The organism is Paenibacillus oenotherae (assembly GCF_019443105.1).
In the GTDB taxonomy this organism is placed as follows: domain Bacteria; phylum Bacillota; class Bacilli; order Paenibacillales; family Paenibacillaceae; genus Paenibacillus_Z; species Paenibacillus_Z oenotherae.
This window is the reverse complement of the sequence record NZ_JAHZIJ010000006.1, coordinates 200387-222394: the sequence shown is the minus strand read 5'-3', so window position 1 is coordinate 222394 and position 22008 is coordinate 200387. Positions and strand designations below refer to the sequence as shown.

At 50.4% G+C, this 22008-nt stretch carries 15 protein-coding genes; 7 read left to right on the top strand and 8 right to left on the bottom strand.

Features of this window, described 5'->3' with window-relative positions; genetic code table 11:
* Positions 1-5 precede the first annotated feature (5 nt).
* Both K0T92_RS11510 and K0T92_RS11505 read left to right on the top strand, forming a co-directional pair.
* Complete coding sequence (locus K0T92_RS11510) at positions 6-6002, top strand: toxin TcdB middle/N-terminal domain-containing protein (RefSeq protein ID WP_219872610.1); 5997 nt, start codon at positions 6-8, stop codon at positions 6000-6002.
* A gap of 1191 nt (positions 6003-7193) precedes the next feature.
* A complete protein-coding gene (locus tag K0T92_RS11505) occupies positions 7194-8003 on the top strand; it encodes a helix-turn-helix domain-containing protein (protein ID WP_425517651.1) in 810 nt (269 codons plus the stop codon).
* A gap of 202 nt (positions 8004-8205) precedes the next feature.
* On the opposite strand, the gene arsC is transcribed toward K0T92_RS11505, so the two are convergent.
* From arsC to K0T92_RS11490, 3 genes are read right to left on the bottom strand one after another with little or no spacing between them, the layout of a single operon-like run.
* Positions 8206-8628, bottom strand: coding sequence for an arsenate reductase (thioredoxin) (gene arsC / locus K0T92_RS11500; protein ID WP_219872609.1), 423 nt, complete (start codon positions 8626-8628; stop codon positions 8206-8208).
* A gap of 33 nt (positions 8629-8661) precedes the next feature.
* Complete coding sequence (locus K0T92_RS11495; RefSeq protein ID WP_281423141.1) at positions 8662-9954, bottom strand: arsenic transporter; 1293 nt, start codon at positions 9952-9954, stop codon at positions 8662-8664.
* 12 nt (positions 9955-9966) lie between these two features.
* Entirely contained in the window at positions 9967-10281 is a 315-nt protein-coding gene (locus K0T92_RS11490) for an ArsR/SmtB family transcription factor (RefSeq protein WP_219872608.1), read from the bottom strand.
* Positions 10282-10650: 369 nt separating this feature from the next.
* Between K0T92_RS11490 and K0T92_RS11485 the strand changes: the two genes are divergently transcribed.
* On the top strand, positions 10651-11394 hold the full coding sequence (locus tag K0T92_RS11485; RefSeq protein WP_219872607.1) for a class I SAM-dependent methyltransferase: 744 nt from the start codon (positions 10651-10653) through the stop codon (positions 11392-11394).
* Between the two features lie 314 nt (positions 11395-11708).
* Positions 11709-12323, top strand: coding sequence for a DUF1796 family putative cysteine peptidase (locus K0T92_RS11480; RefSeq protein ID WP_219872606.1), 615 nt, complete (start codon positions 11709-11711; stop codon positions 12321-12323).
* Positions 12324-12814: 491 nt separating this feature from the next.
* Here the strand turns inward: K0T92_RS11480 and K0T92_RS11475 are convergent, their stop codons facing one another.
* Complete coding sequence (locus K0T92_RS11475; protein WP_219872664.1) at positions 12815-13684, bottom strand: pentapeptide repeat-containing protein; 870 nt, start codon at positions 13682-13684, stop codon at positions 12815-12817.
* Positions 13685-13719: 35 nt separating this feature from the next.
* On the bottom strand, positions 13720-14040 hold the full coding sequence (locus K0T92_RS11470; RefSeq protein WP_219872605.1) for a hypothetical protein: 321 nt from the start codon (positions 14038-14040) through the stop codon (positions 13720-13722).
* A 154-nt stretch (positions 14041-14194) separates the two neighbouring features.
* On the opposite strand from K0T92_RS11470, the gene thrS reads away from it, so the two are divergent.
* The 3 genes from thrS (at position 14195) to K0T92_RS11455 (ending at position 18241) form a co-directional block, all read left to right on the top strand.
* Positions 14195-16108: a threonine--tRNA ligase gene (gene thrS / locus K0T92_RS11465; RefSeq protein WP_219872604.1), complete on the top strand. Its 1914-nt coding sequence runs from the start codon at positions 14195-14197 to the stop codon at positions 16106-16108.
* A gap of 228 nt (positions 16109-16336) precedes the next feature.
* A complete protein-coding gene (locus K0T92_RS11460) occupies positions 16337-16714 on the top strand; it encodes a hypothetical protein (RefSeq protein ID WP_219872603.1) in 378 nt (125 codons plus the stop codon).
* 678 nt (positions 16715-17392) lie between these two features.
* Complete coding sequence (locus K0T92_RS11455; RefSeq protein ID WP_219872602.1) at positions 17393-18241, top strand: DUF5071 domain-containing protein; 849 nt, start codon at positions 17393-17395, stop codon at positions 18239-18241.
* A gap of 35 nt (positions 18242-18276) precedes the next feature.
* On the opposite strand, the gene K0T92_RS11450 is transcribed toward K0T92_RS11455, so the two are convergent.
* The 3 genes from K0T92_RS11450 to K0T92_RS11440 are packed head-to-tail and all read right to left on the bottom strand — an operon-like array spanning position 18277 to position 21976.
* Complete coding sequence (locus K0T92_RS11450; RefSeq protein ID WP_219872601.1) at positions 18277-19419, bottom strand: Ger(x)C family spore germination protein; 1143 nt, start codon at positions 19417-19419, stop codon at positions 18277-18279.
* Positions 19416-20888, bottom strand: a complete 1473-nt coding sequence (locus tag K0T92_RS11445) for a spore germination protein (RefSeq protein ID WP_219872600.1) — start codon at positions 20886-20888, stop codon at positions 19416-19418. Before K0T92_RS11445 ends, K0T92_RS11450 begins: the two co-directional genes overlap by 4 nt.
* Positions 20885-21976, bottom strand: a complete 1092-nt coding sequence (locus tag K0T92_RS11440; RefSeq protein WP_219872599.1) for an endospore germination permease — start codon at positions 21974-21976, stop codon at positions 20885-20887. Before K0T92_RS11440 ends, K0T92_RS11445 begins: the two co-directional genes overlap by 4 nt.
* Between the last annotated feature and the right edge of the window lie 32 nt (positions 21977-22008).

Here is a 22008-nt window from a genome sequence, read left to right as displayed (position 1 = left end):
AAACGATGAGCGCAACGACCGGAACGGCAGAACAGATTCTGTCGCTGCCTAAGGGCGGCGGAGCAGTAAACGGATTAGGAGAGACGTTCCAGACGGACTTTCATACCGGCACCGGCTCGTATTCGATCCCGCTGGATATTCCGAATGGACCGGGCGATATCGCCCCCAAGCTCGCCCTTCATTACCAGACGACAGGCGGGCAGGGCCCTTTCGGCTTTGGCTTTGGTTTGAGCCAGCTTGCTGTCAAACGCTCGACCGACAAACGAATCCCCACGTTCACTGAGGCAGATCCGCTCATACTTGCAGGCGGCGGAGAGCTCGCTGAGACGGGGGATGGCACCTACCGCCTGAATCCCGATACGAACGGCTGGATCATTGCTCGCGAGGGTGAAGGATTCCGCATCATGGATAATGCGGGCAAATATTATCGGCTCGGAACGACTGGCAACGGGAGACAAACGCTCCATATTGGCGGCAGCGAGGAGGTCTACAGCTGGGTGATTCAGGAAATTGAAGATTCGCTGGGCTTCAAGGTCCGCTATTCGTATTTGCATGACGGGAATGTGCTCTATCCGGAGCGGATCGATTATAGTATTTATTCGGTTCTCTTCTACTACGAGGAGCGTCCCGACCTCTGGGTCAGCAGGCGTGCCGGATTCGTGGAGTCGCATTCCTTGCGCTGTACCCATATTGAGCTGCATGTGAACGGGGAGCAGAATCCCGTTGCAAGGCGGTGGGAGCTGATGTACGCGCCAGCTGAAGAGACAGGGGGACATTCATTTCTCAAGCGGGTGAAGCTGACCGGATACAATAATGCCGGAGAATCAGCCTCTGTACCCGTCTTGACGTTGTCCTATTCATCCTTCCAGCCACGAACGCTTGAGCGGATCGGCGCGGAATCTCCTGACGCGCGGCCCGGGGCACTGCAGCAAGGAACACGCGAGCTGATCGATTGGGATGGGAACGGGCTGCCTGATCTGCTTGAGATCGGCGGCGGCACTGCGCGTGTATGGAAGAACAAGGGAGATCTGACATGGGGGAGGCCGCGCTCAATCGGACCGCTTCCTGCGGCTGTATCGCTCAGTGAGCCGGGCACGGCCTTTGCCGATATGGAAGGGAACGGGACAGCGGATCTTATTATGCTGGACCGTCCGCTTGCCGGCTATTATCCCCATAAGGCAAAGGGCGGCTTCGAGAGGCCCGTCTTCTGGCGGAGAACGCCAAATGTGCGTCTGTCTGATCCCAATGTCAGGCTGGTTGATTTGAACGGTGACGGCATTGCCGACTTGCTGGTGACAGGGGAGGATTACTTCAGTCTGTATTACCGGGAAAAGGACGGGGAGTGGGCGGAGAGGCCTGTACTTATCCCGAGATCTGAAGCGCCGCCTGTCTTTCTGAAAGATTCCCGCGTCCATCTAGCCGATATGACAGGCGATGGCCTGCAGGATCTGGTCAGGGTGGACGGTTCGGGAGTCGTCTACTGGCCATATCTAGGGTTAGGCAGATGGGATGATCCGGTCGTAGTGGCGAATCCGCCGGAGCTGGGCAGGCTCTATGATCCGCGCAGGATGTTCCTGACCGATGTGGATGGGGATGGCTGTGCCGATCTTGTCTATGTGGGGACGGATCGGGTTACGTATTGGTTGAATGTGAACGGTCATCGGCTGGCCGACCCTCAAGAAATCCGCTTTGCGCCATCGGCGCCGCCTGAACAAATCCGGCTGGCCGATATGAATGGTTCGGGAACGGCCGGTGTGCTCTGGTCCATTAATAGGCCTGGGGCCAGAGCAACAGACTATTATTATTTGGATTTTGCGGGAAGCGTGAAGCCCTATTTGTTGAACCGAATCGATAACGGCATGGGACTCGTGACGGAGATTGAATATGGGTCATCGACTTCGCAAGCGCTGCGTGACGAGTCGATCGGGGAGGCATGGCCGACATTTTTGCCTTTTCCGATACCGGTTATTCTCTCGTTGCGGACACAGGATGGGGCCAGTGACAGCCCGGGACTAACGAGGTTCCGGTATCATGACGGCCATTATGATGGCATATCCCGTGAATTCTGCGGATTCGGCAGAGTGGAGATTGAAGAGTATGGCGATGAGTCGATTCCGACAATGCTGACGCGCAATCGCTATCACTTGGGACTTCACCCTGATGAGCCCGATCGACCGCTTGCGGAGCAGGAGCGGACACGGCTCAAAGCTTTGCGGGGCAAGCTGCTTGCAACCGAAGTATTCGGCGCTGACGGAAGCGATAAAGAAAATATGGCCTACATGAGGACAAGCAGTAGCTGGGAAGTGCATGTGGTGCCTCCGCCGGATGGGTCTGTGAACGTGAAGGAACGGGTGTCGCCACGCTTGCTGGAGAGCCGCACCGCTTATTATGAGAGGGAGGCCGAGCCGTATCGGATAACGGTGAATCTGAACAAGGCCTTTGATGATGCCGGCAATGCGACCATTCAGGAGCAGCGGGTCGAGGATCCGCGCAATGGAGCCCTTAACCGGACTTTGATTACGGAAACTTCCTATGCGATTGACCCGGCTTCGCGCTTCCGCGGGAAGCCGTCCCGGACCATTCAGCGAGACGGAAGCGGGGGGATCGTCTCGGCAACAATAAGCTATTACGACGATCTTCCCGAATCGGGAATAGGCGCGGCAGGGCTGTTGACAAGACAAGAGACGCTCGTGCTGAGCGATGAGCTGACAGCCGAGGTCTATGGCGGCGAACTGCCTGATTTCGCTGCGCTTGGCTATCATCGCCGCGCAGGAGAGAACGGCTGGTGGATTAATCAGGTGAGCTACACGCGCACCGAGGACGGCGGCGTACTGCGGGGCACGACGACGAATGCGCGCGGCAACACCACCCGGCTGGAATTCGATGCCCACCGGATCCAGCCCATACGAGTAACGGATGCGCTGGGGAACATGACGGAGGCGGAGCTGGATTATCGCACGAACAAGGTGAGCAAGCTTACGGATGCAAGCGGCGTTGCCATTATGAATCGATATGATCCTCTAGGCAGGCTGCTGGCTGCCATCGAACCAGGGGCAAGCGACCAGTTCCCGACGATCCGGTATGAATATCCGGCCGCAGGCTCGGAGCAGCATCCCGCCTGTCTGCTAACCGCACAACGGCTAGAGAATGGGAAAGCGGAGACACTCGTGAGCAAAACATTCATAAGCGGCTCCGGTCAAACCATTGAGGAGCGCAGTGTTGCAGGCGGTCAGGAGATTGTCGAGACCAGCCAGCAATATTCGGCGAGAGGACTGATCAAGAAGCAGTTCCTTCCGTTCCAGAGTCCGGAGCCCGCTTACACGAACCCCGCTGCTCTCGGAATAGCGTCCCGGCAATTTCGTTATGACGCTATCGGCCGTCTTATAGAAGCGCTAGGCGCTGACGGCACGCTGCAGAAGCAGGCGTTCGAGCCCGGAATTGCCTATATGTACGATGAGGAGGATACGAATTCCGAGGCAGGGGCCCGTCATGCTTCGACGCCAACTAGACATACCTTTGATCCGGCCGGGCGCATTATGGAGGCTGCGGTGAATGATGCGGGCAACTGGCTGTCGACCTTTTATGAGTATGATATTAAAGGCAATTTGCTGTCCGTTATCGATTCGGCAGGCGCTCAATCGACTTTCCGCTACGATTGTTTAGGTCGGCGTTTATTGACGGACAACCCCGTCTCGGGGGAGTCTCTGTTCGTATTCGATGCTGGCGGCAATCAGGTGGAGAAGCGCGATGCGGCAGGCAAGAAGGTACGGTTTGAATTTGATGCGCTGGATCGGCTGTTCCGCACCACATTGCCGGGGTCAGGCGCCCAGACGGCCCAATTTACCTACGATGATGCTGGAGCCGCGACTCCTCCTGAAGGGGATGGCAACAGTAAAGGGAAAATTGTGAAAATTACGCATCAAGGCGGCTCGGAGGTGCTTGCTTATGATGAGCTGGGGCGCGTAAAGCACAGGGAGCTGTCTCCTGATGGACTAGGGGGCCAAAAGTTCGCGTTCGATTATACGTACCGGGCAACAGGACAGATTGAATCGATCACGTATCCGAAGCCGGCTGCCGCCGCCGGAAGACTGGTTGTACGCTACAGCTATGATCAAAGGGGCAGACTGAGCGCTATTCCCGGCTTTGTGAAGAAAATCAGCTATAATACAGCAGGGCTGAGGGATCGCATCGAATACGCAAGCGGTGTTGCGACTGCGTATGTCTATGACGCGCTAAGCTTGAGGCTGACAGGGCTGCATACGGTAGACGGCACTGGCGCTGTCCTGCAGCAGTTCGACTACCGTCATGATCGTGTCGGCAATCTGCTGGGGGTCGATTCGCCTGATCCGAAGCTTGCTGCCAGCTATGAATATGACAATTTGTACCGTTTGGTGGAAGCAAGTACAATATCGGGCCAACTGTGGTCGTATAACTATGACAACGGGGGCAATCTGACCCATAAATCCGATGTTGGCGCCTATGTCTACGATGCCGAGGGACGATTGGCCACGGCAGGCCCGCATGCATTCTCCTATACGGCAACCGGGCAGACGCGGACTGGACCTTGGGGTGAGGCCAGCTATGATGCAATTGGCCGGATGACTGCTGTGACAAGAGGGAATGAGGAGATGGCCTGTACCTACAATCACGCGGGCAGTCGCGTGCGGATGCAAATAACAGGCGGAGCAGAGGAGCTGGATCAGTGGACGCTTGATGATCTGCTGACGATCCAGAATGGCACAGCAATCGGCTATATTATGGATGGAGCTGTGCGGGTCGCACAGCTAGCCTTGGCCGCTGGCACGGCAAGCTTCCTGCATGGCGACCATTTGGGCAGCACGACGCTTGTTACGGCGATGGATGGCACAGTGCTGCAGCGGGTGTACTATGATCCGTTTGGCGCGGTTCTGGATAATACGGTTGAAGCAGGCGCAGAGGGAACATCGCATCTGTATACGGGCGCTCTGTATGATCATTGGTCAGAGCTGCTGTACTGCCAGGCACGTTATTATGACCCGCAGATCGGCCGGTTTCTGATGCCGGATACGATGGTGCCGGAGCTGTACCATCCCATGGCGTGGAATCGATACAGCTATGTGCAGAATAATCCGCTGCGTTATATCGACCCCACAGGCCACTTCTGGGAAGAGATCGGGCAGTGGTTCGAGGACAATTGGAAACAGATTGTCGCAGCAGTCGCCGTTGTGGCGGTTATTGTGCTGGCGGTGGTGCTTAGCGTCGTAACCTTCGGTGTTGCAGGCATTATTGCTGTCGGCATCGGCATGGCAATAGGCGGCGTGGTTGGCGGAATATCAGCCTCTGCTGCCGGAGGCGATGTGCTGCTTGGCGTGCTTTGCGGCATGGCGGTCGGCGGAGCAGCAGCGCTCGGCGGCATGGGCATCGGTGCCGGAATGGCCGCGGCGTTCGGTGCCAAAACGTTGGCAGCTACGCTGCTCACCGGCGCATTGGCCGGAGCGGTCAATGGTGCTGCAATGGGGTTCACGGCCGGTTTTGCCGGGGGCCAAGGCTCAATCGGCGATATCTGGGAGAAAATGCTCGAAGGCGCCTTGGTTGGAGCGATTACAGGGGCAATAATGGGCTTCGGAAGCTATTTGTTCGGCGGCGGCACTCTCGGTACGGGGAAGCTATCCATACCTAAGCCAAGCACTGCTGCTCTCGGGAAAGCAGCGGTAGGCTTTGCCGCAGGATCGCTTGCAGAGCTGGGCAGGGAAGCGGCCGCAGGCAAGGGTCTTGATCCATTGAAAATCCTTGGCGCAGGAGCAGGCGGCGCAGGACTTGGCGCTTTCGTCAGCTTCGGCGGCAGCAGCGGGCTGCCCGTGCTGGACTTTCTGAAGCCCGCATTGACCGGAGCCGTGAGCAGCCTGTTCGCCCAAGGCGTCAGCGCGGTATTCGTGCTCGATTACGCCGATGATCTGTGGAAGTTCATTCTTCAGAATGACCTCGCTAAAGTAAGCAAGAGCGGGAAGTTTAATTATCCTTAATAGGTCGACTCGAGTGAGGGGCAGGGGACTGTCCAGAAAGTCCTTTTTGGAATCTTAAACTCCACTGTAAGAAGCTGTACGATGTGGAATGTCGAATGTGGAATGTGGGATGTGGGATGTGGAATGTCTGCGATCATGGGACTGTTGATGTACTTCCACGCCAGAGGACGATCCGCCATTCAAACACCAAGCCAAGCGAGATGCGAATTACGAGATACAAGATACGAGATGCGAAATATGAGATACGAGATGCGAGATGCGAAATATGAGATGCGAGCCAGGCGAAACATGCGAAACATGCGAAACATGCGAAACATGCGAAACGGCATGTATTTGCTCGCTTCTGGCCCCGTAAAGGTGAAATGCCTGCCAGCGTGCAGGTATTTCACCTTTATTTCTCCTTAACGGTCGATTTTTTCGCAAATTCATGCTTCATCGCAGGAATGTTGCCATTATTGCGTCTTGTTACCGAAATTCATGCACATTCGCAGGCTTCTTCCTCCGTCACGCTGTCTTCAAAACCGTTGGATAAGGAGCTGTCCAGAAAGTCGTTTGATGATTTCAGCGTCCCCACCAAGTCCCCCATATACAATGAGAGAGATGCCTTCAGTTCCACTTTAGTGGTTTGGAGGCATCTTTTCACTTTTACCATCATTTGGGACGGACTCATTGGATAATGGACTTATCAGACAGCCCAACTACATTATTGACAAAAAAGCATTAGCTGGTTTTACCCTTTCTTTTTGTCAGTCAGAAGGGTTAGTGCTTTATGGACAACAGTAATTACCAGATAGTAGAAAATAACACCGTACAAATAAAGGTCTATTCGGATAGCGATTCCATGGAAAGTAAAACGGTCATCTTGAAAGAGTTCATAAATTGTCACTGGTTTGTCTGCATTATAGTAGAATAAAAAATTCAGTGGGAATCCCAACACATTTGTATGGTTATCTATACGCTCGAATGTATCCAGCCATAAAGTTATCCATGGAAGCAAGAAAGCGATACTAATGATTCTACCCTTAGTCAACTTCAAAATATCATCCCCTTCCGAAAATGAATGAACGGCTTCCTAACAATATTGAAATTAATTAGCGTTCCATAATCATGAAAGATATGGTAATATAAATACGAACTGTTGTTCTGTTTAGTGTGAGAGAATGAAATTTGAAGGATCACGGCAGGAGGAAGGTGTTAGGAAAGGTGACCGCTCGCTATTCAGAGATCGATGAGGTAATTGCCTTTATTCATCAGAATATTTATGACCCGCTGCCATTATCCCGATTGGCTGACCATGTGTCCTACAGCCAATATCATTTCGCCCGTATTTTCAAGGAACGAATGGGCTTGTCGCCTCTTTATTACGTATCTGCCCTCCGCCTGCAGAAGGCGAAGGATCTGTTGCTGCAGACAAATTTGAGTGTGCGTGACATCGGATTGGAGATCGGACAGCAGAGTCTCGGCACATTCACGACCCGATTCACGGAACGGGTAGGAGTGAGCCCATCCCAATTCCGGGAATCGACCATGCAGGCGGACAACCATTTGTTATCCTTGAGCAGGCTGAGAGAATGGAATCCGGTGCAGCCGGCATTCAATCAATATGCAAGAATAGAAGGAACTATTGAGGCAGAGCTTCCTTTCGATGGCGTCATTCTGATCGGTTTGTTTGCCAAGCCGATTCCCGAAGGTTTGCCTTTATACGGGACGCTTGTGTCGTCATTGGGGGATTTTTGTATCTCGAATGTGAAGCCGGGCATCTATTATTTGATGGCGACATCGGTCGCATGGGGGATGAAGGCAATGGATTTCCTGCTGCCGCATTCAACCTTGCGTACCCGCTCGAAGGAGCCGATCATAGTCAAGCCTTATTCCAACGTCCCGCATCTGCAAGTTACCCTTCATGTTCCCCGGGCGGATGATCCCCCGATTCTTATTTCTCTTCCATTGTTGATGAATAATTATTTGAAGAGAGTGGACCGGAAGCTGCTAACGCTATAGCAATTGGCATAGAGCGTGATCACCTTCGATAAACAGTGAGATAACAGATAGAAGCTGTTCCTTTACGAACAATCCATAATGATGACCATCATCCTTCAGCTTGATATGGCTTATATCCTTATCCGGCCACGTGACTACATGTCTGATCTCTCACGTCATTTCACGTCATTTCTTTCGTCATACGTTTAATTAGCATCATTAACTAATCGCCTTTCAGCACAAATGCTTCAATGCGATGTCTGATGGCATCACGTACAGTCCGGAACTGGGCCATAATCTCTTCATCGCTTCCCGTTGCTTTGGCAGGGTCATCGAACCCCCAATGCCACTGGGTGGCGTCAGGATTAGAGATGGCAGGGCAGTGCTCATCAGCATGGCCGCATAGCGTTATGACGTATGCCGCCCGATTGAGAATCTCAGGATCAATGACATTGGAAGTATTGCCCGAGATATCGACGCCTGCTTCCGCCATAACGGCAACAGCCCGTGGATTCAAGCCGTGCGCTTCAAGCCCCGCGCTTTTTACCTCGTACCTATGCCCGCCGATGGCGGTCAGAAATCCGTCTGCAATCTGGCTGCGGCAGGAATTGCCTGTACATAAGAAATAAACCAGCTTCTTCTCCATAGCATTTCAGCTCCTAATCTATATTTCATGTGATTAACTAATTACTTTAAGCCACAGATAAAGCCCGATCAGCGTAATGAGCAATACAGGGATTGTAAGCACGATACCAGTCTTGAAATAGGCGCCCCATGTGATCTTTATCCCTTTGCGGGAAAGGACATGAAGCCAGAGCAGAGTGGCTAATGAACCGATAGGTGTTATTTTGGGCCCCAGATCAGAACCAATTACATTCGCATATATAAATGCTTCACGTGTGATGCCTGTCGGATTCATCTCCTGTATGGCAAGCGCATTAATCATGACAGTCGGCAAATTATTCATAATGGAGGACAGAATCGCCGCTATAAAGCCGGTTCCAACCGTTGCCGCGAATAGGCCTTGATCGCCAATCCATTGAAAGACTCTAGCCAACTCGCCAGTTAATCCGACGTTGCGCAGGCCATATACAACGACATACATGCCGATTGAGAAGACGACAACCGCCCAAGGAGCATTCTTGATTAGCTGTCCTGACTTAATCGCCGGACTTTGTCTGGCAGCCACGATCAAGACGGCAGCCGCAACGCTGGCTATGACAGCAACCGGAAGCTTGAGAGATTCACTGATTAAATATGCGATGAAGAGAACGATGAGAACGATCCAGGAAACACGGAATAGAAAAGGATCTTTGATCGCTTCTTTGGGTGATTTCAGCTGTTGAAGATCATATTGCTTAGGTATGCTGCCTCTGAAGAACAGGTACAGTACAAGCAAGCTGGCCCCTACAGAGAACAGATTCGGGACAAACATCCGGGCGGCATATTGAGCGAAGCTGATGTTGAAGTAATCTGCGGACACAATATTGACCAGGTTGCTGACGATGAGTGGAAGTGAAGCCGTGTCCGAGATGAAACCGCTGGCTATAACAAAGGGCAGTATCATTCGTTCGTGGAATTTCAACGCCCTGACCATTGCAAGAACGATTGGCGTCAAGATTAGAGCCGCTCCGTCATTGGCGAAGAAAGCGGCAACTGCAGCGCCTAGCAGAATTACATAGACAAACATTAGCTTGCCGCTGCCGCCGGCAATACGAGCCATATGCAGTGCTGCCCATTCAAAGAAGCCGAGTTCGTCAAGAATAAGGGAGATCAGTATGATTGCGACAAACGTAATGGTAGCGTTCCATATAATGCCGGTAACATCCCACACATCTTGAAAGCTGACCACGCCTGCCATTAGTGCGAGCAATGCTCCGCCGCTAGCTGACCAGCCGATATTCAAGCCCTTAGGCTGCCAAATGACGAATGTTAATGTGATTAAGAATATAAGAGATGCGACTGCCAGCATAATGCCTCCTGATTAATTGCAGTTCTGTGATTTCGCTGCGTTTATTTGATCCTTCATGGATGGTAGCTGAGCCAGAATCCCATGCAGGTATGGCTTGTCCTCAACATTGAGGGAATAGTAGACCCATTGGCTGCGACGTGTCTCCATTACGAGTCCGCCGGTCTTTAACCTCCTTAAATGTTGGCTAATATTGGGCTGAGTGGTCTGCAAAATCTCGACAATATCGCACACGCACATTTCTTTTTCCTTCAGAAGGGCCAGAATAGTGAGTCGGGTTTTGTCGGATAAGAGCTTGAGTGTTTCTGATAGAGCTTCTAATGGAATCACGGGGCCGTCACCTCCATTCCAGTGAAATAATTGTCGTAAGAACCGGACTCACGAGTATTATAGTCGCATTCATTATATAAGTAAATAATTATATTAGTAGATGCTAATGTAGTTTGCATTGCCCGATATGAAACGATGTGCAGCCGCTTGACGATCAAGGAATATTGTCAATCCGGTCATGATTTGAAAGCAGCTGATATGGACATCTTTTATAACGATATATCGGCCTTCTTGAACCGTGCTTAAAGGTTGATCCTGCGGTACGGAAATGCACGGCTGGCTGGCAAGAATGGTATGATAGAAATTGACTTGTAGAATGATGGGCATCCGCTAGGAAAGTTGATGCTGAGAGAAGGAGTTTATAATTCAATGAAACAGAACAAATATGATGACCCCGGATTTTTCGAGAATTACAGCAAGATGCCTCGTTCAATTAACGGGTTGAATGCTGCAGGAGAGTGGCGCGAATTGCGTGCATTGCTCCCCGATCTTAACGACCAGAGAGTGCTCGACCTTGGCTGCGGCTTTGGCTGGCACTGCCGATATGCGCGGGAGCAGTCGGCGCGGTCAGTGGTAGGTGTAGACCTCTCTGCCAATATGTTGGCGCGTGCAAGAGAAATCACGAATGATCCTGCGATCGAGTACCGTCAGCTTGCCATGGAAGACATTGATTTTCATGGGGAGGAATTTGACGTCGTCATTAGCTCACTTGCTATACATTACGTGGAGAACTTTGATTCCATCTGCAGCAAAATCCATCACTGCCTTACACTTGGCGGCACCTTCGTCTTGTCTGTCGAACATCCGGTGTTTACCGCGCGCGCAGCGCAAGACTGGTATTACGGGCCGCAAGGCGAGCGGCTGCATTGGCCAGTCGATGACTACCAGGATGAAGGCCAGCGGCAAACAAGATTTCTGGACAATGATGTTGTCAAATACCATCGAACCGTCGCCACGTATATAAATGCGCTAATTGCAGCCGGATTTACGATTACGAAGCTCTCTGAGCCGCAGCCATCACCAGAAATGCTGGCCGAGCATCCAGATATGCGGGATGAACTCCGGCGGCCTATCTTCCTCATGATCGCCGCAGTTAAGTATGAAGCAGTATGAATCAATTAGCGTTATAGCATAAGGGCTATTTCTGAATGATTTCGTCGGAAATGGCCTTTTTTTGATGGGTGAAAACAAGCAAGGTACAAATAAAAATTGGCAAGTGGTTCAAAGAAACAGGCACTGCAATTCTATCAAAATATACTGTAGCAAATGATATAAATGGAGGGAGGAGGGCATGTCGCCCCTTCACATGAACGATGCCGGCTCTTCGAGAAGTTTGGAAGGCTATAGATTCTTTTGTCAGGGGGTGAAAGGATGCGGTTGTGCTGCAGCACAATGTCCACTCATCTTTAATTAAGGGGGGGACCACCTTGAGACTAGAGCAAATCAAAGGCGAGTATAATGCTGTTTTTAGCCTTGGCAGAAAATGTCTTGCTTCTATACAGCTGCATAAACACCATTTGCGGCCGTACAGCGGAGTATTGGACTGGATGATCAGCGATGATCTGTGCACGGTCAACTTGCTTCTTTACAATCGCTTTGCCAACTTTATGGAGCTGCCGAACATGAAGCTTGAAAAGGCTGCGAACGGGCATATCTATCGGGATCATCTTTACAATATATTACTGGTTCACGATCTGCCACTAGATGCCAATGAGGTTCATAATCTGTATTACTTCGATGATTTCAAAGTGAAATTGAACCGACGCATTGAGCGGTTTTATGAAAAGGCGGCAACCTGCCGAAAGATTCTGTTTGTTCGGCTCGGCGGCTCATTCGATGAAGCCCAGCAGCTGCAAGCGATATTGTCACAATTGGTAACACATGATTTTCGTGTATTGCTGATCAATGATTCACCGGACTATAAGATTGTTGACAACAACTGGCCGCTCGAAAAGGTCTGCTCGATTCAAATGCCGCTGGAATTTGAATGCAATGAATTGTGGCATGTGGTTTTGCAGGGCATTACGCTTCAGGTGGAATAACCGTCTCCCATCTACGCTCACAGACCGATGGTGGTCGTCTCACATGTTTAGAGTGCTGTAAGCTTCTCTAAATCAGGAGACGTGTTTCGATAAACGGCGAACAAGCCTGCGTAAACGCAGGCTTTCTCTCGTTCCGGCCTGCAAAAGAGTGAAATGCCTGCGCAAGCGCAGGCATTTCGTCATCTTTGTCTCTAATTGGTTCTTTCAGCCAACTATTGCTGCGCTATCGCAGGAATTTTACCTCGCAGGGGTACTTTTAACCGAAATTCATGCACTTATGCAGGTTTTCTGCTGTACTCGCGCCTGTTCTGCTGTGCTCGGCCCTGTTCCGCTGTGCGCTCCTGTCCTGTTCTGCTGTGCTAGGCCCTGTTCCGCTGTACTCGCTCCTGTTCTGCCGCAGCCGATCGATCGATCACTGCCATGCAGCACCACTCGGCGCGCTGGTAGCTGATCGATGGGAGATGCGCGGCGCTCACGGTTCGCCGCTGACTTTAAGCTCCGGAAGCAGTCCAGTGAGCAGGATGGTGGAGGAGGGGAGGGAGCTTGGTGGAGGCATCGCCTTTCGCTGCGTTTAGCTGTGACTGAGTAAGAAAGATCGTCTCGGTAAGGTTAGCGCCTCTAAGATCCGTGTCCCGAAAATCAGCTCCGATAAGGTCAGCCGCTCTCAGGTCAGCGCCTCTGAGATCGGCGGCAATAAGATAGGCTCCTCTCAAATTCGCACATCTGAGGTCGGCACCCTTCAGCTTGGCACCAACGAGATCGGCGCTGCGGCTGAAGGATTTCTGCCGCCCCCGCGAGGGCTTGTGCTTGCGGCTGGCTTCATCTCTCACAAGCTCGCTTGTCTGCAGCAGCAGCGTATTAACCGATCCGCGGTGCGACGCTATATCCAGCTCCAATAGAGCCTCTGGACTGAGGCGAGTAAGACGCTCCGTCTCGGCTAACGCCAAACGCAGCTCGTTATGAATGGAATGTGCCGGCTGCAGCGCCAGCGCTTCGGTCAAATACCACAGCAGCTCATGAAGCTGCCTCATGACGGGGAATACCTCGAACATGAGCTTCGCGGACTGCGGGGCTTGTCTCCAGTCCCTTCCTCCGAAGGTCACATGAGAAACCTTTTGCCCCGCGCCAAAGCAGTCATAAACGGTGCAGCCTCGAAAGCCGAGCTGCCTGAGGTTGTTATGGACGCCGCAGCGGAAATCCGCTTGCAGATTGGGACATGGCTGGCCTGCGTTTTTGTCAATCGCGAAGTCTGCCGATGCTGAGAAGGGCAGCGCGGCACAGCAGAGACCGAAGCAGCTCTCGCAGTCTGATTGCAGATTATTACGGTTCATCTCGGGAGAAGGATCTAAGTATTCATCCATCTGGGTCAATGTATCATCTACCTCTTTTTATAAGTCTAGCATTCGCTATTAATCAATCCATTTATATTATTACTGATTGTTTTCTCCGTCAACTTAGCAGGAGGCGTGAGCGGGTACAGACAATATTCCCCTTGACTTGCAGTGAGGTGTTCGTGTAATGTATGGCCATAATCATCAATCAGGCAATGATCAAAGACATGATTTCCTTTACGAGCTGCCCAGAGAGAGAAGTCCAGGCTGAAAGCTTCTCCAGCTGCCGGTTGTGAAGTTACCCCTTTGTAGCCGTGGCGTTGAACCCGCAGATCCGTGATCGCGGCAGTATGCGGCACCGACTTATCCCCGTTACCGGATACCAAATAAGGTCCTCGCAGCCCGATACGTTAGCGATCAGCTATGTATTCTGCTGTGCAGGTCGAATTAGGGTGGAACCACGAGCTGAACGCACTCGTCCCTTTCCGGGATGGAGGCGTTTTTTTGCGTTCACAAATCGTGAAGAATGGAGGCTGGATCATGGAGATCAAAGTAACATTGCCAGATGGAACGGTTAGGGGGTATCAACAAGGAACGACAATCGGGCAAGTGGCGGAATCTATTGGCACAGGAATGAAGAAGAATGCAGTAGCAGGAAAAATAAACGGCAAACCCGTGGACCTTAACGAACCCATCGAGCAGGACAGCCTCGTTGAAATGATTACTCTGGACAGCATGGACGGTCTCAGTATTTATAGGCACAGTACAGCACATGTAATGGCTCAGGCCATCAAGCGCATCTATGGGGAACAGGCGGTCAAACTCGGAATTGGCCCCGTTATCGGGGAGGGGTTCTACTATGATATCGATATTGAAAAACCGCTTTCCAGTGACGATCTTGCTGCCATTGAGCAAGAGATGGAGCGTATTATACAAGAAAATTTGCCTATCGTTCGTCGAATCGTGAGCCGTACAGAAGCGATCCAGACATTCGAGGATCTTGGAGAACCTCTAAAACTGGAGCTTATTCGGGATTTGGCGGAAGATGCGGTCATAACAATCTATGAGCAAGGCGAGTTTTTTGACTTATGTCGTGGACCTCATCTGCCCTCAACAGGCCGGATTAAAGCGTTCAAGCTGCTGAGTGTTGCGGGTGCTTATTGGCGGGGCGACTCAGCTAACCGGATGCTGCAGCGCATCTATGGAACTTCCTTCCCGAAGAAAGCGCAGCTAGAAGAGCATTTGCATCATCTTGAGGAAGCCAGAAGGCGTGACCACCGTAAGCTCGGCAAAGAACTCGAATTGTTTATGTTCTCTGAAGAAGCGCCAGGAATGCCCTTCTACCTGCCTAAGGGGATGGCCATCCGTACAGAGCTCGAAAACTTCGCGCGTGAATTGCAGCGTGAGCGGAATTACGATGAAGTGCGCACACCGCTTATGATGAATAATCGACTGTGGGAGCAGTCCGGTCATTGGGATCACTACAAAGACAATATGTATTTTACCAACGTCGACGAAACGAAGTTTGCCCTTAAACCGATGAATTGTCCGGGACATATGCTTATCTTCAAAAACAGCTTGCGTTCCTATCGCGAATTGCCCATCCGCCTGGCGGAATTTGGCCAAGTACATCGTCATGAGCCTTCCGGGGCTCTTAACGGGATGATGCGTGTCCGCACTTTTTGCCAGGATGATGCCCACCTTTTCGTGCTGCCTGAGCAGATTGAAGAGGAAATCAGCGGTGTCATCGGCTGGATTGACTACATTTATCAGGTGTTCGGATTCGAGTACAGAATTGAGCTGTCTACCCGGCCGGAGGATTCGATGGGTTCTGAAGAGCTGTGGAACAAGGCGGAGCAATCGCTGCAAAATGTCCTTGATAAACGCGGCATCGAATATCGGATCAACGAGGGGGACGGGGCATTCTACGGACCAAAGATCGATTTTCACATTCTAGATGCGCTTAAACGAAGCTGGCAATGCGGGACAGTGCAGCTGGATTTTCAGATGCCCGAGAAATTCGATCTGTCTTACATTGGGGAGGACAACCAGAAGCATCGGCCGGTCGTTCTTCATCGCGCTGTATATGGTTCGATTGACCGGTTTATCGGTATTCTGACCGAGCACTATGCAGGAGCATTCCCGCTATGGCTGGCGCCGATCCAAGCAAAGCTGCTGCCTGTTTCAGAACACGATGTCGATTATGCCCTTCAAGTGAAGCAAGCGCTGGACAAGGCGGGACTACGTACTGCAATCGATGTGCGGAATGAAAAGCTGGGGTACAAAATTCGTGAAGCTCAGCTTGAGAAGGTGCCGTACATGCTCATACTTGGCAAGGATGAGAGGAATGCCAACCAGGTGTCGATAAGAAAAAGAGGCGAGGGAGACCAGGGATCCAAGAGCATTCAAGCGATCATTGAGCAGATGAATGATGAAATTGGCCGCAAGCAATAAGCAGTTATCCGGCGGTTGAGCGTGGACAACTCCGTTCGACCGTTGGATAGTGGATAGGCCCCCTCATAGAGCAGAGTTTTGATCATGGTTGCTGGATTATTTATGGAATATAACATCCAATTAATGCTATAGTAATTGGAAATAATTAATAGCTACTGCGCTTTACTAAATGAGAGGGGTTTATTTTATTATGCAAAATGAATCATTCGGAAGAAACGGGTGCTTTTTATGACATTAAGCGATAGTATCCGAATTTTAGGGTGGGCATCCATTGTTGGAGGCTTTATTATCGGGATTGTCACAGCTAATGCCTCGGATCCGATGATGGAGGCGTTAACACGTTCTTATGATTCTGCATTTCAATGGAGTGTATTTATTAGCTGGGTCGTAGCGGGGGTAACCTGCGGCGTTATTTTTCTAGCTATTGAGAAAGCGCTGGGGCTTCTGGAGGAGATCGCCCACAACACCAAACAGCAAGCACTCGCAACAACTACGGCAACGCATAGTAATGTACGGACGACATATCCGGAAACAGGATTAGCGGGCAAGAAATCCTCCCTCGAATCGTTAAGCAGCGACTATAAATTCAAATCAAATGATGGTTAGACTGTACAGCCAGACTTAAAGCAATCATTCCTCTACAGGAGCTAGCACTCCTTGCATAGGGGCATTCCCGAATGTCCTTTTTGGAAATTTTAACTTCCTTCATCAGACTGCTGACGTACTCATCACCAGAGGATGGACCCGTATTTCAAACGTCGAGACATGCGAGATGCGAGATGCGAGTTGCAAGCCAGGCAAAACATGCGAAACGGCAGCTTTTTCTCGAATCCGGCCCCATGAAGGCGAAATGCCTGCCAGCGTGCAGGTATTTCGCCTTCGTTTCCCCTTAACGGCCGATTTTTGCTCAAATACATGCCTGATCGCAGGAATTTAACTATTTTGGCGTCATGTAACCGAAATTCATGCACATTCGCAGGCTTCTTACTCCGTCACTCTGCCTTCAAAACAGTTGGAGAAGGGGAAAGGCAACGCTGGGGAATCTGCTCAGTGGGCGAGTATGAACCAAGTCTCCATATACAATAAAGAAGATGCTTCCAGCCCCTTTTTTTTAGTGGTTTTTTGGAGGCATCTTTGCACATCATTTGGTTCATTGGATATTGGACTTTACGGACAGCCCCTCTTTCCTTGCACAAAATAAAGAATATGGGGCAAAAGTACAATAGTACTGTGCAAAGAAACGAAACATCCGGAAATCCGAAATAACGTGGAAGGAGGTTCATAATGCTTATTGGAAAATGGTCAAGAAGAGGACTTGGAGAAATTCTATTTTACGATAATGAAGTGATCGTTTTCCTGCCGAATGGGTCTGGCTGGTTGTACGTTATGAAAAAAAGGGTTTCGTTATTCGAAACATTTATTTGGAAATACAATGAAAACGGTAGTCTATATATCGAAGGAAAGACTCACGAATACAATGAAGAGGAGATACGTGCATCCCGGCTTTTCTTTCAGGAGATCTTCTATGAGGTTGAAGTTGAGTCATCAGGAAGAACGATAACTTTCTCAGCTCCAATTGGCGGTGAACATGTCAAATTTGGTCGGGATGATTACGAAGTCCCTGATCTTGAGGGGGCTGCCACCGAGGAAGAAAAGATTCACGAACGGATTAAATTGTTGCATTGGGATACCCCCCGCTCTATAAGAGAAGATGCAGTCCAACAATTAATTCCCATGGATAATGCGCACCTGTCCTTGCTTCTGCAGCCGTTGGGCAAACCTTATTGGCATGATGCTGCTTTAATTTTATGTCAAATCGAACATTCACGCCTCGAACCTCTAATCCCAGGCATGATTGAATGGATGTTTGATCTGAACTGGCCAGGTGCTGCGATTATTGCGGAGTTAATATGTCGAATAGGAGAGCCTGCAATCCCTCATCTGAAGTATTATTTACTTGAGGGTGAGGATCAATTGATATCGTGGATTTTATCGGAAATAGTTGAGAATTGGCCTCCATATTACGTCGTTCAATTAAAAGACGATCTTGTGAGTCTGACGTTAAGAACTGACGTATATGAAGGAATCCAAAATAAAGCCAAGATGATTCTTGAGAAACGATGCCGAAATTAGGTCTAATCGGGCGGGGATTCGATCCCCCCACCCCGTCATTTCATCTTATATTTCCCGGAGCTGCGTATGTCCACCGACACTTCAATGTCAATCGAATCCTCATGCAGCGGAAAGGATTTGTCGCTGAATTCGCGCTTCCACACTTTGGGATGCTGCTGGTACAGTACCTCGCTCAACTGGTAGACGTCGCAGTTTTTAGCTATTCCTTTGCGGTAAGTTTCCATGATTTCATCTCGGATGACTTGTTCCGTTTCTCTGCCGATCTCTTTAATATCCTTGTCTTTACGCAGCTCGATAATTTCGGCGAGAAATTTCAACCGGATACGAAAACGGATCTCCTTCGATCGTATTAGCGGTGTAATCTTCTTTGTTTGACGTTTCAGAATTAGTGAAGCCGCAGGATGTGGGACATCGGGTACATGAACGGAAGTGCCCTTCATTTTGTCTATCATCCATCTTAATCCAACTAGATCCTGCAGGGAGAGCCGGGTAACGTAATGATCGCTATTAAATACGAAGGCTCCGCTGATTGTGAACATCGTTCGCTGCTCGGCATCTTCCTTCCAGGCGGACTGATTGAGGCTAAGTGCAGGCAATAGCGTCGAATTGCCCGGTTCGTTCGTTTTGGCAATAAATTGGAACCCCATAAGCGGCTGGATATATGCATTGCGCTGGTAATTTTGCGTTGGATTGACTAGCAGTGAATCGAGCGGCGAGAAATTAAGCAGCGATTTCTGGGCAAGAAGGGTTGGAATATCCTCGTCGGTACCATAAACCGTTACTGTATAACGGACCTCACGGTATCGGTTAAAGGCTTCATATATGTAGTCAATGCCATTCTTCATCACACTCTCGGTGACAATGACCGTTTTGACATGGCCCCAAAAAATGCGCAGCTGGGACGTATCCACCACACCTTCCAGCGCTTCTGTAATGGTTCTGCCTATTCCTTTGCCGATCCAGGAGGCCAAGGGCTTTCCGATCTCGACGCTTTCTACTTTTGCTACATTCGAGAAGTTCAGCACCTGTACATATGCGATGTAATGGCCTTTGTTGTAATCGATCCCTATTGCAGTCGCATAGGCCATGTTCTGAATGTCCGATGAGCCCCAGCAGCCCGTTAGTCCGAACAAGAGAACAAATATAACGGGAACTTTAACGACGAAGGAACTCTTCATTTGGCATCATCCTCTTGGTGATCGGAATCTATTGTGTTCAGATATTCCGGCCGCCTTCGCAATTTGGTCCATGGCAGTTGAAGCAAGGATGGGAGAGAGCTTAGCTTCATAGGGGACAAAGGGATTAAGTACGGCACCCCGAATGAACGCAAAGTTGCCATGTAGCATACTAACAGGATTATACCGACAAACAGTCCGTAAATGCCGAAAAAACTGGAACTGAGAAAGAGACCGAAGCGAATGAGACTTACAGCTACGCTTAAATTCTGGTTGACAAGTGTGGATGCGCTCACTGAGGTCAAGGCACCAACGACTACGGACGATGGCGAAATCAGCCCGGACCGGATAGCGGCGTCGCCGATAATCAGCCCCCCGACTACAGTCAAGGTTTGACCGATGGAAGTGGGCAGGCGGCTGCCAGCCTCGCGAAAAATTTCCAGCAGAATCAGCATAATAAACAGCTCCAGCTGTGCCGGAAAGGGGAGTCCCAGTCTTGCGACCGTTATTGTAGCCATCAGCCGAAAAGGCAGCTGGTCTTGGTTGAATGCGACAAGCGATACCCACAGCCCTGGCAATATGACTGTAAGCAGCAAGCAAATTAAACGAATTAGACGGGCGAACGATACATATTGGAATTGAAATTGCAGATCCTCCGGCGATTTGATTTGCAGCGCGAATGTAGCAGGTCCAATCAGCACCATAGGACTGCCGTCAATAATGATGACAAAACGGCCGTTCAGCAATGAGCTTACGGTATAGTCCGGTCTTCCGGTAAAATCGGTCAGCGGTAATAGCACATGCCTGCGATCTGAAATCAACTCTTCGATTTGTCCGATACTATAAACGCCATCAACCTTAATGTTGCCAAGACGCTGCCGGATTGTTTTCAGTAAAGCAGGAGAGAGGATATCGGATATATACATCAATCCGACTTTCGTTTTGGTACGGGTGCCCAGTGTTACGATTTCGCAGCAGAGCGTTCCGCTTCTGATCCGTTTGCGTATGAGGGCGATATTGGTCGTAATATTCTCCACAAAGCCGTCCTTGGGCCCCTTGATTGAAATCTCGATGCTGGATTCTTCAGGAGACCGCTGGGGAAGCTTGGCTATATCCATCATAAAGACCGATTCCACGGCCGGGAATATTAGCAGCAGCCTGCCTTCAAACAGATACTCGGAGATCGCCTCCTTCGACCATTCCCCCGCCCATGGCAGAAGCGGCAGACTAGATAGCAAGGAGTCGTTGCAAACCCGGAATTCTCCATCCCGCAAGTATAATTGCTCCAATGCCGGCAATATCGTCGAGCTGATGGCATCTCTGTCGCAAGTCCCTTCACTATAGACAAGAATAAGCGCAGAATTGGCGCTGCCGCCCAAATAATGCCGATGGATCTTCACATCATGTGAGTGTGCGAATTGCCGTTTCAGCTCGTGCTCCGACCAGATCGGGGATTCTTGTGGAATAGTCACGCTATCCGCTCCTTCTTCGATTTAGTGAATACAGTGATGCAAATCCACACGAAGACGCTGCCTGCAATCATGATGATACTGGTCTGATAGAAAAATTTTTGCCATTCATACAGTGCATTTCGGCCGATGGGGAAGAAGGCCAGCAATAGATAGCTCGTTCCAAGGCCAGCAATCGTCCACTTTCTTGCAGTATGTCTGCGAGCCGGGATGAGATCTGCTATTAAAAACAGGGAAAGCCCGATACGTATGGCTGCGCCTGACATCCACTGATACAAAGCGAAAAAATCGACATGTTCAAAATAGTTGCCCATATGTACGATCCGCCACTGTTCAAAGGGAGGGAGCATCTGCTTGGCTGCCTCCGTCGGTCCGAATTCGGTAATGGCGCCGATCAGCGGGCCGAGCATGATATGGATGAAAAAAAACAGCAGAATGAGCAGCTTCCATAACTTGAGTCTGCTCTTCAGATGATGCTGCAGCGGAAGCAGGTAAGCAAGCTCCATAAAGCAGCCGCAGGAATAGAGCATCCCCTGCAGTACGGGACTCCAGCCATGCTCCATGACGGGAGTGAGCAGACGAAAATCTTTGTTCGGATGATTCGTCGTCATTACAAAATATCCGAGCAGGATAACGAAAGGGAGAAGCACGCCTGAAATGATCGCGATAGCGCGGATTCCATATATAGCGGCATAGACACTGATCAGAAGCAGAAGTGCCATGAAGAGCGCCCTGGGCGCATCCGGCAAATAGTTGGCAACAGCCCACGTACCGGTCTGAAGCGTCGTGTTCGCACCTCCTATATAGATATGAGCGTATAAGGGGAGAAGGAGCAGCCACGTGAAGGCTGCTCCAATTCTGCAGGCCAGCCATGTTCTTATGCTCTGCTGGTTCGTTCTTCTCATTAAGACAACAATCGCCCAGCACCAAGGAATCATGACGATGAATGTAAACAGAGGAACAAGCCAGGAATCCCGGCCGGATGTGCCAATGATTAAGGGATTGATAATGACATGGCTGACAAGACCATTCGAAAGCATCAGGATGATGGCAATGCTCACAAATGATATTTGCTCTCCGGATTCGTTCATGACAGCCGCCCCCTAACGGAAATAGTATGGAT